Here is a 16,807-nt window from a genome sequence, read left to right on the forward strand (position 1 = left end):
CGATCACCGGCCCGGGCCGACGGTCCCGTGCCCCTCGCTGGTGATCGACATCCATTCTCCGCCGTCCTGACGACGACAAGCGGATGTCGATCACCGGCCCGGGCCGACGATGACCACGGCCGTGGGGCCGGGTCAGGACCGCAGCGTGGTGTAGACCGCCTCGGCGCGGTCGGCGATGCGCTCCCAGTCGTAGTCGGCGGCCACCGCGGCGGCGCCGGCGGCCAACTCGTCGAGCCGCACCCGGCAGGCCTCGACCGCGGCCGCGAACGCCTCCGGCGTCGGGGGGCAGACGGCGCCGCTCACCCCCGGCTGCACGAGGTGGCGGGCGAAGTTGTCGGGGTGGTCGCTGGTGATCACCGGCGTCCCCATCGCCATCGCCTCGAGCGCCACCATGCCGAAGCCCTCGCGCACGGTCGGGAAGAGCACGAGGTCGGCGGCCGCGAGCTGGGCGAGCAGGTCGGCGTGCTCGGGCACGAACGGCAGGAAGTCGACGTGGGGGGCGACGCCGAGCTCGCCGGCCAGCGCGACGAGGGAGTCCGCCGCCGGTCCCTCGCCGATGACGGTCAGCCGCGCGGCCACCCCGTCGGCCCGCAGCAGGGCCAGCGCCCGGATCGCGACGTCGACCTTCTTGTGGTCGAGCAGCCGGCCGGCGCAGACCAGGCGCAGCACGTCGCCGCCGGGCTCGATGACGTCGGCCTCGGAGCGCAGCGCCGCCGGCGAGATGCCCGGCGTCACCACCTGCACGTCGAGGTCGCGCGAACGCACCTCGCGCAGCCGTTCGGCGGTGCCGTCGGAGGCCGCGACGATGCGGTCGGGCAGGCGGATGGCGGTGCGCTCGACGAACGCCGCGAGCCGGCCGGTCACGCCGAGGTACTCCGACCAGTAGTGCGCGCCCCAGTACTCGTGCCAGGTGACCGTCATCGGCCGCCGCCGCAGCCAGGCCACCACCCGGGCCGGGAACAGCGGCAGGAACGGGATCGCATCCACCTCGAGGACGTCGAAGCGACGCGTCACCATGCGCAGCGTCGCGGCGGCGAACACGAGCGCCTGCACGATCGAGCGACGCCCCTTCGTGTACAGCGGGACGAGCGGGCAGATCGCGTGGAAGGTGACCCCGTCACGCTCGATGCGGCGGGCGCGGTCCTCGTCGCGCCACCACTGCATCGTGTAGACGTCGACCCGGTAGCCCCGCGCGGCGAGGCGGGTGAACAGCTCGTCCTGGCGTCGTTCCTTGCCGCCCGTGCTCCACGGGGACACGGCGTCGGTGACGACGGCGATGCGCGGCCGGCGCCGGCCCGGGGCCGTTCCGGTCGTGGCGGCCGTTCCGGTCGTGGCGGCCGTGCGCAGCGTGTCGAGCGTCCGCTCGCGTTGGCGCTGCCAGTCCCACGTCGCGACGGCGGCGCGACGCCCTTCCCGACCCAGCGCCGCGGCGAGACCTGGATCGGTGAGGACCCGGCCGAGCGCGGTGGCGAGCGCGACGACGTCGCCGGGCGGGACGAGCAGCCCGTCGACACCGTCACGCACCACGTGCGGGATGCCACCGACCGCCGAGCCGACGACCGGCGTGCCCGTCGCCATCGCCTCGATCAGCGACATGCCGAACGACTCGCTCTCGGTCAGCGACGGCAGGACGGCCACCCCGGCGCCCGCCAGCACGGCGGCGACACCGGCCGGCGGCAGCGCCCCGTGCCACCGCACGCGCTCGCCGATCCCGGCGGCACTCGCACGGCGTCGCAGCTCGGGGACGGCATCACCGTCGCCCACGATCTCGAGGACGGCGTCGGGCACCTCGCGAGCGACCCGGGCGAACGCGTCGACGAGCACCGGCAGGCCCTTCCACGCGGAGGTCCGCTCGACCCGTCCGACGAACACGACCGAGCGGGCTCGCCCCACGCCGTCGGCCGGCGGACAGAAGGCGGTCGTGTCGACGCCGGGGGTGATGGTGACGGCGCGTCCGGTGCGCAGGTTGGTGGCGACGGGGGAGACCGCGACGTGTGCCCCGGCGCGGCGGAAGACGCGCGGCAGCACGTGGCGCTCGTAGGCCCGCAGCGCCGCGTCCACCACGCCGCCGCTGCCCTTGACGAGCGAACCGGCGTGGTACGTGAGGACCGTCGGGGTCGCACCCGCCGCGAGGATCGCGACGTCGGCGAGGTAGGGCACCGGCGAGTGCGCGTTCACGACGTCGACGCGCAGCCGGCGCAGCAACCGACGCAGCTGCCCGAACCACAGCGGGTTGACCGGCGTGTTGGACAGCGTCAGCCACGTGCCGAGCCGGACGACCCGGACGCCGTCGAGCGTCGTCTCGTCGCGGCCCGGCCCGGCCTTGGTCGAGACGACGACGACCTCGAAGCGGTCGTCGTCGCGCAGCCAGCCGGCCACCCGACGGGCGTAGTTCTGCATCCCGCCGACCTCGGTGTAGCGCGGCGCGACGATCGCGACCCTGGTGACGTTCACGGCACGGCCTCCATCGGGGGCAGCTGGTCGGCGCTCATGTCGGCGAGCCCGTCGGCCATCGGGGCGATCGTGCGGCTGACCGTGTACCCGACGACGCCGCCGGCGAGCTGGCCCGCGCCCCACGCCGCGGCGACCCAGGCGATGCCGTGCGCGGCGGCCACCGCGGCCAGGGCGATCATGAGCGCGGTGGTGAACAGCTGCACGACCACCATCGCCCGCAGGTGGTGGGCGATGCGCAGGCGCACCGCCGACCAGTAGTTGAACGCGACGCCGACCGTGCCGAGCGCGAGGACCCGCAGCGTGGTGGTGCCGCCGTCGGAGTAGCCGCCGCCGAAGACGAGCAGCACCAGCGGCGCCGCGAGCACGAGCACCACGATGCCCGCGGCCGACGCCGCGGCGATCGTCCGCCCCGCCTTCGCGACGATCGCCTCGCCGCGATCCGGGGCTCGCGACACCTCGGCGTACATCGAGTTCGAGATCATGTACACGCCGTGGTTGAGCAGGGTGACGATCTGGAACGCGATGAAGAACAGCGCGCTGTCGGCCGGCCCGCGCGCGTTGATGATCAGGACGGGGAACACCAGCTGCGGCGCGATGTAGAGGACGTTGGACAGGTAGCCCGCGCCGGCGAGCCGGATCGACCCGGTGAACGCGGCCGAGGGGCGCAGCCTCGCCCGGCCGTGGGTGCGGCGCAGCCGTCGCAGGATCACCGCGAGGCTCACGACGGCCGCGAGCAGCGCGGAGCCGCCGATCGCCCCGAAGATCGCGAACGCGCCGGCGCCGGCGAGCGTGAAGGGCAGCACGAACCGCACGATGCTGAGCAGCACCCCGTTGACGACGAAGTTGTCGACGACGCGGTCGATGGCGAGGAACACGCCGTCGGTGAGCTGGTTGAGGGCGGTGCCGGCGACGAACACGGCGAACAGCGGGACGGCCACCGGCCAGCTCACGACGTCGGCGAGGTCGGGTGCCACCGCGGGCAGCAGCGCGGCGTAGGCGACCGCGAGCACGGCCGCGGCGAGGCCGACCACCACGGTCGCGACGGCGGTGTCGGAACCGGGACGGTCGCTACGCGGCATGCTGCGCAGCAGGCTCACGTTCAGTCCCAGCTGCGCGAAGATGGCGAGGGCCTCGGTGGTGGCCACCAGCGAGCTGGCCAGCCCGACCTCACCGCGCGAGGCGACCCGCGCGGCGACGACCCAGAACACGGCGCCCACGAGGGCCATGGACAGTGTCGTGACCAGCATGAGGGCCGAGTTGCGGATCAGCGGGTCGCGCAACGAGGCCCGCAGCCGCGCCACGCGGCCGGCCGCCGGGGTGGTCATCGGTAGATCCTCGTCCCGGCCGTGCTGTACACGAGATCGAGCCGCCCGCCGACGGCGTCGCGCGGGTAGCGGTAGGTCAGCAGGTCACCGGTGAAGAACACCGTGCTCTGCCCGCGCGTCGACTGCTGCGGGCCCAGGAAGACGTAGGTGTCCTTCGTGAGCTGCAGCGGCAGGTAGTTGCCGGTCACGGTCACCGACCGCGGGAGGAACATCTGCAGTCGCGTCACCGAGACGATGTCGGCCGCGGCGACCGTGTTCAGACCGCGACCGCGGGTGTCGGCGGCGAGCCAGCGGGCGGCGGCGAGCTGCGGCGTCCGCGCGTACAGCAGGTCGTAGTACTGCCCGGAGTCGCTCTGGCTCAGCTGCGCGTAGTAGCCGCCGAGCAGCGCGGGCTGGGCGCCGGTCAGCACGAGCCCCATCGCCGCGACGACGCCGGCCACGAGCACCAGCGTCGGGCGCCGCCGGCGCCGCACCACCCGGGACGCGACCGCGAAGACACCGACGGCCACGAGCGGGGCGGCGAACAGCAGCGTCTGCTGGAACGCCCGCAGCACGCCGTAGTCGGCCGAGACACCGGGCACGACCACGACGGTCGCCAGTGCGCCGATGCTGCCGGCCACGAGCCAGAACTGCTCGCGGGTGATGCGACGCGTGCTCCGCGCGCGCAGGGCGAGGGCGAGCAGGCCCAGGACGAGGAAGAGCTGCAGCAGGCCGGCCGCGCCCGTCCGCAGCAACGCGTTCACGCCGCGCACGTTCAGCCCGGCACCGTCGACGGCGCGGCCGGCCGCCGTGAGGGGCAGGTACTCGCGCTCGACGAGGGGCGGGAGCAGCACGTTCCCGCTCGGCCGGGGGAACACGTAGAGCCCCGGGTGCGCGGTGCCGCGGGCATCGCTCGCGAGCTTCACGTAGCCGGCGAAGCGCTGGGCGGGCGTGGGGCCGCCCCCGCCGAACACGCTGTACTTGAGGTCCGACGACCCCGCCACGGGATTGCCCGAGATGAGCGTCTCGGTGAGCTTGTCGACGGTGTCGGCGAGATGGCCGCCCGAGTGCGTGGCCGGCGAGCTCCACGCCCAGGCGGTCGCGGCCAGCGCGAGCACGAGCAGCGGATGCAGCAGGACGGCCGGGGTCGGTCGTCGGGGCGCCGGTGAGCGCAGCAGCCGGCGCCGCTCGCCGACGGACTGCTCGTGCCGGCCGGTCGGCCGCTCGGCGGCGCGGCGGTCGCGTCCCGCGGCCCGGCGCTGCAGCCGCGGTTCGGCGCGCCGTCGCCAGAGCGCGCCGGCAGCCGTTCCCAGCAGCCCCAGGATCAGCGTGATGACGAGGACGTAGGTCGTCGAGTAGTGGGACAGCACGACGCCCACCCCGAACGCGAGGACGAGCCGGCGCCGTACGCGCACCGACCAGCCCCGCTGCGTCGCACCGAGCAGGACGAGCGCGAGGAACAGGTACGCGGTCTCCTGCCGGGTGAGGAACGGCATGTCGGTGTAGAAGGTGGGAAAGAGCGCGAACACCGCCGGCGCCAGCATCGCCATCCGCCGCGGAACCGTCCGTCGCGCGGCCACGTACACGCACACGGGCACGAGCGCGAAGACGAGCTGCAGGACGACCTTGAACACGAACACCCCGCCGACGCCGAGGTACTCGACCAGCACCGACGGCAGGATGTTCACGCTCAGGCACGCGTTGTACGGCGACGGGTAGGCGCTCATCACCCAGTGCCCGGCGTCGTGCGTGTAGAGGAAGGCGAGGTACTCCTGCTGGATGTCGTGCCCGGTGACGAACCAGCCCCGCAGGGACGTGCCGAGCAGCAGCGCCAGACCGGCGAGGTACACCACCGCGGCATCGCGCGCGGGAACGGCCGACGCGCGCCGATCGCGCACGAGCGCCGCCGCGAAGGCGGCCACCGCGACGGCGTGGGCGAGCGTCGCGACCGTCCCGCCCAGGCCGTTGTTGAGCCGGACCGCACCAGCCACCGCGAGCACGACGGCGCCGACGGCGAGGACCACGGCGGCGTCGAGACGGGCCCGCAGCCCCGCCCGCAGCGCGGCGCGCAGGCGTGCCGGCACCGCCAAGGGCGTGCGCGAGGGCACGAGCAGCAGCACGGTGTCGACGACGGCCGACGCCACGACGAGCACCGTGCGCGCGAGCGGAGCACCGACGCCGAACCACGGCAGGACGGTGTTCAGCCCCAACGGCACGACGATCAGGCCGAGGGCGGTCGTCCCGATCGCGTACAGGACGCGCGGCAGCGGGTCGGGCACGCGGGCGAACGCGCGGCGAGCGAGCACGAGGACGGGCACGCCGACGAGCAGCGCGGCGGCGAGCAGCGGCCGCAGGACGGGGACGTCGAGGTCGGCCAGCACGAGCGCCTGGCCGGCGAGCATGACCAGCACGGCGAGGACGGTCGTGTCGGCGGGGCGCCGCGCCGGTCGCCACCGGCGCAGGCGGGGTGCGAGCCCGCGCAGCGCGCCCCGTTCGCGACGGGCGTCGACGGGTGCGGCCGAGGCGGCGGCAAGGGTCGTCACGCGCGGCCCGTCACGCGGGGCCGGCCGGGCGCAGGTCGGCGAGGACCTGCCGCGGGCCGGCCAGGAAGGCCGACACGGACTCGCGGACGACGGCGTCGTCCCAGATGTCGGGGAAGAAGGCGAGCCCCACCGAGAGCCGGCCGGCGCACTCGACCGCGGAGACGGTGACGGACTCGACGCCGTTGGGGCGCGCGTGCGTCCCGATCTCGGTCTCGCCGACGCGCAGGCCCGGGAACAGCGGGTCGACGAGATGGGCCTGGGTGTAGGACATCGTGAGCCGCGGCGCGCCCTCGGCGCGCGGCATGGTGACCGTCGTCGGGTCGGCGTGCCGCGCCCGCGCCCGCAGCGACGCGTGGGCGAGCTCGGCCAGGCCGGACGCGCGGACGCGGGTCATCTCCGCGGCGACGGCGGCGGGGGAGAGGTCGTCGGCCGGACGGATGTACACCCCCGCCGACCAGTTGCCCCAGCACGACGCCGTCCCCGCCGCCTCGGACCGCGTGTTGTACAGGCACTCGAAGCCCGGTCGGGGGGCCGGCAGCGACGAGCGGGTGAGCGCTGCCCGCAGCCCCACGGTCGCGACCACCGCGGCGGACGTGCCGGGGAACCAGTCGTCGCGCACCGCCCGCAGCTCGCGCAGGAACCCGGTGTCGCTGACGAGGGTGACAGTGCGGTCGGCCAGCCGGTCAGCGTGGGCGGCGGCCGGTTCGTAGACGCCGCCGGCGAGCTCGCGACGGTGGCGGACGGCGTGGGCGAGCGTCGGGAGCCGGGTGAGCGCGGCCCGGGCGATCACGAGGTCCCGGCGGCGCTGGGACAGCACCGTCCACGACACCGGCGCGCGGCGATCGGCCGCCCGGGCGAGCAGGTGGCCGAGGAAGGTGTTCACCGTCCACCCGTCGCCCATCGCGTGGGACATCCGCACGCCGATCCAGTCCGGGCCGACGAGCACCCGCAGCGGCACGCGCTCCAACGGGGCGCGGTTCAGCGCGAGCACGCGATCGGTGTCGGCACCGCCCTCGACGCTCACGGCGATGACGTGCTCGAGCCATTCGTCTCGCTCGGCGGGCTCGACCCGGCGCCAGCGGGGCGGGACCGGCATCGTCCAACGGCCGATCTCGGGACGCTCGCGGCCGAGGTCGGCGAGCGCCCGGCGCACGTCGGCGGCGGGCGGCATGTCGATCCGGGTGACGGCCCGCACGTAGACGATGCCGCACCACGCACGGTCGGAGGCCGCCAGATCCCGCCAGCGCGGTGCCGGCGTGGGGTGGGGGTCCACGCCGGCACCGGGCTCGCGGGATCGGGGGCTCGTCATCGTGTCGTCTCGGTCAGCGGTCGCCGGTCAGCAGTGCAGGGTCAGTCGTTCGGGGCGGCCGCCGAGGGCGATCGTCGCGGTGTAGTGCCGGGCCGGCGGGGTCAGCCGGACGGTGAAGCCAGCGGCCGCGTCGGGCCGGCTGTCGATCGTCCCACCGGTGTGGCGGACGGTGGTGCCGGTGGCGCCGCTCGGTCGTGCCGTCGCGTTCCAGTTCAGTTGTCGGGCGGCGGCGAGGTGGCTGCGCACCGTGACCCCCAGCGCGAGGTCGCCGGTCGTGGTGACCGGGCAGGTGCGGGCGGTCCGTTCGTCGTCGAAGTACAGCTCCACGTAGCTCTCGTGCTGTCGGGCGAAGGAGCGGGCGAGCTCGTGGCGCAGGGCGGGTGAGGCGAGGAGGGCGATCGCGACGACGGCGGCCAGGGCACCGGTCACCGGCAGGGCCCCGGTGAGCAGCCGGCTCCGGCTCGGGGTCGCGCCCCCTGCCGCAGCGGGGTCGACCGGCTCGCGGTTCGCCATGCGGACTGCGATCAGGCGGCTTCGAACACGCTGCGGCCGAAGGCGGCACGGCGGGCGGCGGCCGCACCGGTCACGGCGTCCTCGATGAGCAGCTCGGGGCGGACCTCGACCGGGGCCTGGCCGAGGTAGGCCAGCCGGCCGGCCTCGTACCGCGTCTTGCGGGTCCCGTCGAGCACGAGACCGATCATGGTCGACAGCGCGGCCAGCGTAAAGAGCGCCGGCGTCGCGTAGGCGATGCCCAACGGCGCCGTCACGCCACCGAGCAGCGCGAGCAGGGCCGCGAAGGCGCCGTAGAACGGGACCGGGCGCTCGTGGCGAGCCAGGTTGACGATGAGGCTGAGGATCTTGAAGCCGTCACGGTAGGTGCGCAGCTTGGACTCGCTGCCGGCGGGCCGGTCGCGGAATCCGACCTTCACCGACGTGGTCGGGACACGGGTGGACAGGCAGTGGACGGTCAGCTCGGTCTCGATCTCGAACTCCCGCGAGGCGGCCGGGAAGCTCTTCACGAAGCGGCGGGAGAAGACGCGGTAGCCGCTGAGCATGTCCTCGACGTTGGTGCCGAACACCTTGCCGACGACCGCGTTCAGCATGCGGTTGCCGTTCTCGTGACCGGGGCGGTAGGCGTCCTCGCCGGTCGTCTCGGGCTCGCGGATGCCGAGCACGTGGTCGTGCGGGCCGTCGATGAGGGCCTGGATCATGGCCGGCGCGGCCGCGGCGTCGTAGGTGTCGTCGCCGTCGATCATGAGGTAGATGTCGGCGTCGATGTCGGCGAAGGCGCGGCGCACGACGTTGCCCTTGCCCTTGAGATTCTCGCGGCGGACGATCGCGCCGGCCTTGCGGGCGACCTCGGCGGTGGCGTCGCTGCTGCGGTTGTCGTAGACGTAGATCTCCATGCCCGGGACGGTGCTGCGCAGGTCGCGCACGACCTTGCCGATCGCCGCCTCCTCGTTGTAGCAGGGCACGATGGCGGCGACGCGGTAGCCGGGGAAGCGGGCGCCGGTGAACTCGTCCTCGACCCGGACGTGGGTGGCGGCGAAGGTGCGCAGGTCGATCTCGGCGCTCGTCATGCTCTCGGTGCCGATCGCGGTCTCGGTGCTGGTCATCTTCTCGGTCAACCCTCTCTAGGCCCCACCTGGGTTGGTCCCCGCGATCTCCCGCGGCCTGCAGACCCGCCAACTCGTTGTTAGCTGCTTGTGAGTTTGCAGGGGGGATAGGTCGTGCGCGACCCTTTCGTCCTCACGCGAGACTTACGTCGGACATCCCGGACCGGAGGTCCCGAAACCCACCGGACCAAAGGTCCCGCGAGGCGCGGGAAGGCCGTGCGTCGCATCACACCGGAAGCGCTTTCCAGCGCTGCCGGTCGGGACCGCGCGACGGGGTGCCGCACGCCGGCACGACGCGCGGCCGCGATCGCCGACGCCGGCACGACCGCGGCGCCGCGTCCTGGAAGAATGGCCGCGTGACCGAGCGGTCGTTACTCGCCGTCGCCGGAATGAGCGAGATCGGTGAGCGCGTCTACCTGTTCGTCCTCCATCACGGCAGGACGCATCCCACCGACGTCGCCGAACGGTTCGGCATCGAGCCGGCCGCCGCGGCCGCCGAACTGGAGCGGCTCCGTCACGCCGGCCTCGTGGCCCGCTCGGGCGGCTCCCACGACGCGTACGGCGCCGTCGATCCCCGCTCCTCGCTGAGCTCGATGACCGACGGACTGCTCGCCGCGGTCCAGCGCATCCGCGAGCGCATCCCGTCCCTGGCCGACCAGTACGACCGCAGCCTGGTCCTGGAGGCCGAGCACGACCGCACCCGGGTCGTCACCGACGCGGGCGCCATCGCCGCCTGGTACGTGCGGTTGCAGCAGCAGGCCAAGCGCGAGGTGGTCGTGTTCGACCGGCCGCCCTACGTCTCCTCGCCGCTGGAGCCCCTGGAGACCGTCGGCATGGCCCGCGGCGTGACGTGGCGGGCGATCTACACGCCGGACAGCTTCACCCGCGACGGTGCCTGGGAGGAGACGCTGCGCCTGGCCGAGCAGGGCGAGCGGGCACGCATCGTCGCGTCGCTGCCGGTCAAGCTCGTGATCTGCGACGAGTCGGCCGCCCTGCTGTCGCTGAGCCTGGACGGGGTCAGCAAGGACGCGCTGGTCACCGAGTCGGCGCCGCTGGTCGCGCTGCTCTACGAGGTGTTCCAGGCGTACTGGACCCGGGCGCTGCCGCTCACCGAGCAGGGCCGGCGGGCCGCCGCGGCCGAGCCCGACGCGACCGACCCCAACGCGACCGACCCGAACGCGACCGACCCCGACACGAGCCGGGTCGCGACGCCCCCGGGCTCGCGACGCCGGGGCGCCGCGTCCGGGTCGCGACCGGCCACCGCCGAGGAGCAGGCCATCCTGGCGCTCATCGGCTCCGGACTGACCGACGAGGCCATCGCCGCGCGACTGGACATCTCGGTCCGCTCCCTGCGCCGGCGCAGCCAGCGACTGCTGGCCGAGCTCGGCGCCGAGAACCGCTTCCAGGCCGGCGTCGAGGCCGCACGCCGGGGCTGGGTCTGACGCGGCACGTTCCCGGGCGTGAGCCGCGCGTGTGCCGGAGACGCGGCGAACTCCGGCAAACCGGACAGCTCGACCGGTCCGCATGTCCGGCTGCGGACAGTGGCCGCCCGCGGCCACGACGGGCCGGTTAGCGTGCCGCCGAGCCCGACCGAGCCAGCGCCGGGCAGCCCCGTCGAACGGACCACCTCTTGTCCCGTCACCTGCCCCGCGCCGCCCTGCGCCCCGCCCTCCGGCTGACCGTCGTGGCGTCGCTCGTCCTCACCGGTCTCGGGGCCCTCGCGGCACCCGCCGGGGCGGACACGCCCGACCTGCGCCCCGCCGGACGGCACGGCACCGCTGCCGCCGCGCAGCCGGCCACGCCGAGCGCGGACTACCGCGCCGGACGCTACGTCGTCGTGCTGCGCGACGACGCGACGACGACCTACGCCGGCGGGGTGCCGGGGCTGCGCCGCGTGCTCGGGTCCACCCGCCGTTTCGACGCCCGCAGCACGCCGGCCCGGGACTACGCGTCCTACCTGCGGACGCGGCAGCGGCAGGTGGCGGCGTCGGTCGGGGTGACCCCGCTGGCGACCTACACGCTCGCGACGAACGGCTTCGCCGCCGACCTGTCGGCGAAGCAGGCGGCGACGCTCGCGGCCGACCCCCGGGTCGCGAGCGTCGTCGCGAACACCATCCACAAGGTCGCCGACGCGGGCACCTCGACCGGCTACCTCGGCCTCGAGGGCCAGGGCGGCGTGTGGCAGTCGGTGGGTGGTGTCGCCGCGGCCGGCAAGGGCATCGTCGTCGGGGTCGTCGACACCGGCATCGCGCCCGAGAACCCGTCCTTCGCCGGCCCGGCGCTCGGCACCGACGCGGGCAGCGAGCCCTACCGCGACGGCGAGGACATCGTCTTCGCCAAGAGCGACGGCAGCGCGTTCCGCGGCACGTGCCAGACCGGGACGCAGTTCCCGGCGTCGGACTGCAGCACCAAGATCGTCGGCGCGCGGTACTTCGTGGACGGCTTCGGACGCGGCAACATCGGCGGCACCGCCCAGGGGGAGTACGTGTCGCCCCGCGACGGGTCGAGCCACGGCTCGCACACCGCCAGCACGGCCGCCGGCGACGCCGACGTCGCCGCCCGCGGCGCGCACATCTCCGGCGTCACCCCCGCGGCCAAGATCGCCGTGTACAAGGCCTGCTGGTCAGGCCCGGTCGCGACCGCGGAGGACGACGACGGCTGCGCCACGGCCGACCTGCTGTCCGCCATCGACGCCGCGGTGCACGACGGCGTCGACGTCATCAACTACTCGATCGGCGCGGGCGCCGCGAGCACCACCGACTCGGTCACCGACCAGGCGTTCATGCGGGCGGCCGCCGCCGGCATCTTCGTCGCCGCAGCGGGCGGCAACGCCGGACCGGACGCCTCGACGCTCGACAACGCCAGCCCGTGGATCACGACGGTGGCGGCGTCCACCATCCCGGCCCCGGAGGCCACGGTCGAGCTCGGCGACGGCACGAAGGCCCTCGGCGCCTCGGTGGGCGTGCCCGCCGCCGGGGTCACCGGCACGCTGGCCCAGGCCGCCGACGTGGCCACGGCCGGCGCGAAGGACCCCGAACTGTGCGCACCCGGCAGTCTCGACCCGGCCAAGGCCGGGGGCAGGGTCGTCCTCTGCGACCGGGGGACCTACGACCGCGTCGCGAAGTCGGCCGAGGTGAAGCGCGCCGGCGGCATCGGCATGGTGCTGGTCAACCCCGAGCCCAACTCGACCGACCTCGACGACCACGCCGTGCCCACCGTCCACGTCGACGCGCAGTACTACCCGGTCCTGCACGCGTACGCCAAGCGCGCCGACGCCACCGTCACGCTCCGCGCGGGCAACACCACCGGCACGCCGTCGGTCCCGACACCGCAGGTGGCGGGCTTCTCGTCCCGGGGGCCGGTGGAGGCCGACGGCTCCGACCTCGTCAAGCCCGACGTCGCCGCCCCCGGCGTGAACATCCTCGCCGCGGAGGCGAGCGCCGAGGGTGCCGCCCCCGAGTGGGGTTACATGTCCGGCACGTCCATGGCGTCGCCGCACGTCGCCGGTCTGGCCGCCCTCTACCTCGGCCGGCATCCGAACGCGACCCCGGCCGAGATCAAGTCCGCGCTGATGACCAGCGCCACCGACACCGTCGACGCCGAGGGCGCTGCCGTCCACGACCCGTTCGCGCAGGGCAACGGCCAGGTGCACCCGCCGGGCTACCTGGACCCGGGCCTGCTCTACCTCAACGACGTCGACGACTGGAACGGCTACCTGCAGGGCATCGGCGAGGAGCGCGGCGTCACCGCCATCGACGGCTCGGACCTCAACCTGGCCTCCATCGGCGTCGGCAGCCTGCCGGGGACGCAGACGGTCACCCGCACCGTCACCGCCACCGCCGCCGGGACGTTCACGGCGCACGTCACCGGGCTGGCCGGGGTCACCGCGACCGTCTCGCCGTCGACCCTGACCTTCACCGGGGCGGGGGAGCGCAAGTCGTTCACCGTCACCTTCACCCGGGACGACGCCGCGCTCGGCGAGTTCGTCACCGGGACGCTGACCTGGACCGACGGCACCACCAGCGTGCGGAGCGCGCTCGCCGTCCGCCCCGTCGCCTTCGACGCGCCGAAGGCGGTCGCGGGCACCGGCACCGTCGGCTCGGCCGCGATCCGCGTGCACGTCGGCGACCCCGCCGACGTCGCGCTGCGCAGCGAGGGGCTCGCCCACGGCGCGCGCGCGTCCGGCACCGGCACCGTGGGCGGCGACCACCACCGCTACGGCCTGACCGTGCCCGAGGGGTCGACCTTCCTGCGCGTCGACCTCGACGCCGGGGACGACACCGCCGACCTCGACCTCACCGTGTACCGCCGCACCGGCCCCGGTCTGCTGTCCGAGGTCGCGCAGTCGGCGACCGGCAGCGCGGACGAGCGGGTCGACGTCGACGGCGTGAGCAGTGGCGACTACGTCGTCGACATCGCGTTCTACGCCGCGGGCACGGACCACGCGACCGACCAGCGCTACCAGCTGACCAGTTACGTGGTCGACCCCGCCGCGGGCGACGGCTCCTTCACGACGTCCCCGGCGACGATCGCCGGCACGATCGGCGACACCCCGACCGTGACCGCGACGTGGCACGACCTCGAGCCCGGCCCGTATCTCGGGGTCGTCCGCTTCGGCGACACCGGCATCAGCACCGTGGTCACGGTCGACGCCGGCGAGGACGTCCCCGTGGCGCCCGGCACGCCGCAGCTCCGACTCGTCACCGACGACGGCTGGGTGGGCCAGGGCAAGGAGCTCGGCGTCCGGGCCAGCGGTCTCACCCCCGGCGAGACGTACGCGGCGGCGATCGACGACGCGGCACCGGCCCGCAGCGGCACCGCGTCCTCGCGCGGCACGCTCGACTGGCTCGTGCCGGTGCGTGCGACCGTCTCCCCGGGCGCACACGTCCTGCACCTCACCGGGGCCGGCGCGAACCTCAGCGAGCCGTTCACGGTGACTCCGGTGACCGTCGTCGACGGGTACGGCTCGCCGGCCACCGCGTTCACGGGCGCGCCGTACGCACGCCTCGCCGTCACCTTCGCCGGGTCGGGCCGGCTGCGGCTGGTCATGAAGGACCCGGGCAGCGGCAAGGTCTACCTGGACGAGGTCCGGACGGTGACGACGCCGGCGACGTTGCAGACCTTCGTCGCCGAGTCCTCGACGGTCCGGGTCGCGGCGGGTGACGTCGCGGCGAGCGCGACCGTCGTGCTCGCCGACGGGTCCACCGGGCCGACGTACACCTTCCCGACGTTCACGGCCGAGTCGGCCGCCCCGGGCACGATCCGGGTCTCGCGGTCGGCGAAGGACCCGGACGCGGTGGACGTCGCGGTGCAGAACAACGCCGGGACGAGCTTCAACCCGATGGTGCGCTACTACGGCTGCGACAACCGGCTGGTGGTGGCCAACGGCTACCTGAAGGACGGCGCCTCCACCCAGCGGTGGGACCTCACCGGCTTCCGCCGCGTCGACGTGGTCGACGACTACGGCAACCGGTTGCTCTCCCACGCCAACACCGGCCCGCACCGCTGCGACGAGGCGCACATCGACGTCGCGCAGAACTACTGGGCGACCGCGACGGCCACGCCCCGGAGCGCGCACGGCTACGACGCGAAGCATCCGATCTCCCTCACGATCAGCAATCGCTACGCCGCCTACAGCGCCGGCTTCGACCTGGTCGTCGGCGAGGGGACGCACCGGGTGCGGGGCACGGAGCTCTACTACGAGCAGATCCCGACGCCCCAGGTGACGGCGCCCGGCCCGGTCGTGTCGCGCACGGTCGCGATCCGCCCCGGCGCCGCGGTGTACGCCTCGTCGGTGTGGGAGGCGCAGAACCCGGCCAACGGCATCCACGTCCTCGCGACCGGATGGGTGGACGTCCCGGCGCTCACGATGGCCGCCCTGACACCGCCGACGATCACGGCGGGCACGCCACAGCTCACCGGCCACCGCACCGTCGGCTCGCTGCTGCGGGTGGATCCCGGCCGCTGGCGACCGGCGGGCACGAGGTTCGCGGTGCGCTGGCTGCGCGACGGAAAGGCGATCGGCGGCGCCACCGCGGCGCGCTACCGGCTGACCGGCAAGGACGCCGGTCACCGGATCGCGGCCGCCGTCACCGGCTCGCTCGACGGCGCGGCCCCGGTCACGAAGCGGACCGCGGCCGTGACGGTGCTGCGCACCCTCACGACCACGCCGCGGCCGCGACTGCACGGTGCGGCGCGGGTGGGCGAGCGGCTGACGGCCGTGACCGGGCGCTGGCGACCCGCCGCCACGCTGCGTCTGCGGTGGCTGCGCGACGGTCACGTCATCGGCTCGGCGCACGGCACGCACTACCGGCTGCGCAAGGCCGATCGCGGCCACCGCATCACCGTCGCCGTCACCGGCCGGCGCACCGGCTACCTGTCGGTGACCCGCACCAGCCCCGCCCGCCGCGTCCGCTGACGCAGGTCTCGTTCGGGCACTGTCCTACGGCCCGTGTGCAGCCCGTATACGCGCTGCACACGGGCCGTGTGACACCCGCGAGAGACCCGTGACGCCGTCGACCATGATCGAGGGGTGCGCGTGACGGTGGTGGGCGGCGGGATCAGCGGGCTCGCGACGGCGGCGCGGCTGCTGGCGGACGGAGCGGCCGTGACCGTCGTGGCGGCCGACGAGCCGGCGCACACCACCTCCTGGCTGGCCGCCGCGGTGTGGTTCCCGACCCACGCCGGGCCGCCCGAGCTCGTGGCGCGCTGGGGTGGCGAGACCTTCGCCGCGTTCGAGTGGCAGGCGGGGGAGCGGGTGCCCGGGGTGACGATGCGCGAGTCGCTCGCCCTGTACCGCGAGCCGCCCGGGGCCGCGGACTGGCACGGCCTCGTCGCGTCGCTGCGTTCCGCCCGCTCCGACGAGCTGCCCCCGGGGTACGCGCACGGCCTGCGCTTCCGCGTCCCCGCGATCGAGATGCCGCTCTACCTGCCGTGGCTGTTCCAGCACGTGACCGACGCCGGGGGCAGGTTCGTCGCCCGGCGGCTGGACACGCTCGCCGAGGCCTGGGACGTCGCACCGGCCGACGTCGTCGTCCACTGCGCCGGGCTCGCCGCCGGTCGCCTGACCGGCGACGACAGCGTCTACCCGGTCCGCGGGCAGATCGTCCGGGTTCCCAATCCCGGCGTCACCATGTCGGTGCGCGACGAGGCCCACCCCGCCGGCCGGGCGTACGTGCATCCGCGCTCGCACGACTGCATCCTCGGCGGCACCCTCGACGAGGGGCGCTGGGACACCGAGCCCGACGCCGCCACGACGGCGTCGATCCTGCGACGTTGCGCCGACCTCGTCCCCGCGCTCGCCGGGGCGCGCCCGATCGAGGCCGTGGCCGGGCTGCGTCCCGGGCGGCCGACCGTCCGGCTCGCCGTCGAGCAGACCGACCGCGGCCCCGTGGTGCACAACTACGGGCACGGCGGGTCGGGGGTGACGCTCGCCTGGGGCTGCGCCGCGGCGGCCGCGGCCCTGGTCACCGCGACGACAGTGCCGTCCACGACAGTGCCGTCCACGACAGTGCCGTCCAGCCGCCGAGACAGCGGCGCCGACGACCACGGCCGCGGCCCGGAGCTGTCGTAGCGTGCGGC

Annotated in this window: 9 protein-coding genes; 3 read left to right on the forward strand and 6 right to left on the reverse strand. The window is 74.7% G+C overall.

Features of this window, described 5'->3' with window-relative positions; genetic code table 11:
- Positions 1–132: 132 nt before the first annotated feature.
- Genes BUE29_RS00400 through BUE29_RS00425 form a run of 6 tightly spaced genes read right to left on the reverse strand, consistent with a single transcriptional unit; the run spans position 133 to position 9,226 of the window.
- The gene (locus tag BUE29_RS00400; protein WP_073384607.1) at positions 133–2,454 is read right to left on the reverse strand and encodes a glycosyltransferase family 4 protein; all 2,322 of its coding nucleotides are present in this window, start codon (positions 2,452–2,454) and stop codon (positions 133–135) included.
- Entirely contained in the window at positions 2,451–3,779 is a 1,329-nt protein-coding gene (locus BUE29_RS00405) for a polysaccharide biosynthesis protein (RefSeq protein WP_073384609.1), read from the reverse strand. Before BUE29_RS00405 ends, BUE29_RS00400 begins: the two co-directional genes overlap by 4 nt.
- Positions 3,776–6,301 carry a DUF2206 domain-containing protein gene (locus BUE29_RS00410; protein WP_073384611.1) on the reverse strand — a complete coding sequence of 842 codons (2,526 nt, stop codon included), beginning with the start codon at positions 6,299–6,301 and terminating at the stop codon, positions 3,776–3,778. Before BUE29_RS00410 ends, BUE29_RS00405 begins: the two co-directional genes overlap by 4 nt.
- A 10-nt stretch (positions 6,302–6,311) precedes the next feature.
- Positions 6,312–7,610, reverse strand: coding sequence for a hypothetical protein (locus tag BUE29_RS00415; protein ID WP_143167902.1), 1,299 nt, complete (start codon positions 7,608–7,610; stop codon positions 6,312–6,314).
- Positions 7,611–7,637: 27 nt separating this feature from the next.
- Entirely contained in the window at positions 7,638–8,123 is a 486-nt protein-coding gene (locus tag BUE29_RS00420) for a hypothetical protein (protein WP_073384615.1), read from the reverse strand.
- 11 nt (positions 8,124–8,134) lie between these two features.
- On the reverse strand, positions 8,135–9,226 hold the full coding sequence (locus BUE29_RS00425) for a glycosyltransferase (RefSeq protein WP_200799964.1): 1,092 nt from the start codon (positions 9,224–9,226) through the stop codon (positions 8,135–8,137).
- A gap of 356 nt (positions 9,227–9,582) precedes the next feature.
- Here BUE29_RS00425 and BUE29_RS00430 point away from each other — a divergent pair, with 356 nt between their 5' ends.
- The 3 genes from BUE29_RS00430 to BUE29_RS00440 all read left to right on the forward strand — a co-directional run bounded on the left by BUE29_RS00430 (position 9,583) and on the right by BUE29_RS00440 (position 16,799).
- Complete coding sequence (locus BUE29_RS00430) at positions 9,583–10,668, forward strand: helix-turn-helix domain-containing protein (RefSeq protein WP_143167903.1); 1,086 nt, start codon at positions 9,583–9,585, stop codon at positions 10,666–10,668.
- A gap of 188 nt (positions 10,669–10,856) precedes the next feature.
- Complete coding sequence (locus BUE29_RS00435) at positions 10,857–15,644, forward strand: S8 family serine peptidase (RefSeq protein ID WP_073384620.1); 4,788 nt, start codon at positions 10,857–10,859, stop codon at positions 15,642–15,644.
- 114 nt (positions 15,645–15,758) lie between these two features.
- Complete coding sequence (locus BUE29_RS00440) at positions 15,759–16,799, forward strand: FAD-dependent oxidoreductase (RefSeq protein WP_073384623.1); 1,041 nt, start codon at positions 15,759–15,761, stop codon at positions 16,797–16,799.
- The last annotated feature ends 8 nt before the right edge of the window (positions 16,800–16,807 follow it).

Origin of the sequence: Jatrophihabitans endophyticus, assembly GCF_900129455.1 — a bacterium.
Lineage (GTDB): Bacteria > Actinomycetota > Actinomycetes > Mycobacteriales > Jatrophihabitantaceae > Jatrophihabitans > Jatrophihabitans endophyticus.

Excerpts from the sequence above, each read along its gene's own strand:
- BUE29_RS00425 (WP_200799964.1), bottom strand. The coding sequence starts at position 9,226 with ATGACCAGCACCGAGACCGCGATCGGCACCGAGAGCATGACGAGCGCC.
- BUE29_RS00415 (WP_143167902.1), bottom strand. The coding sequence starts at position 7,610 with ATGACGAGCCCCCGATCCCGCGAGCCCGGTGCCGGCGTGGACCCCCAC.
- BUE29_RS00405 (WP_073384609.1), bottom strand. The coding sequence starts at position 3,779 with ATGACCACCCCGGCGGCCGGCCGCGTGGCGCGGCTGCGGGCCTCGTTG.
- BUE29_RS00420 (WP_073384615.1), bottom strand. The coding sequence starts at position 8,123 with ATGGCGAACCGCGAGCCGGTCGACCCCGCTGCGGCAGGGGGCGCGACC.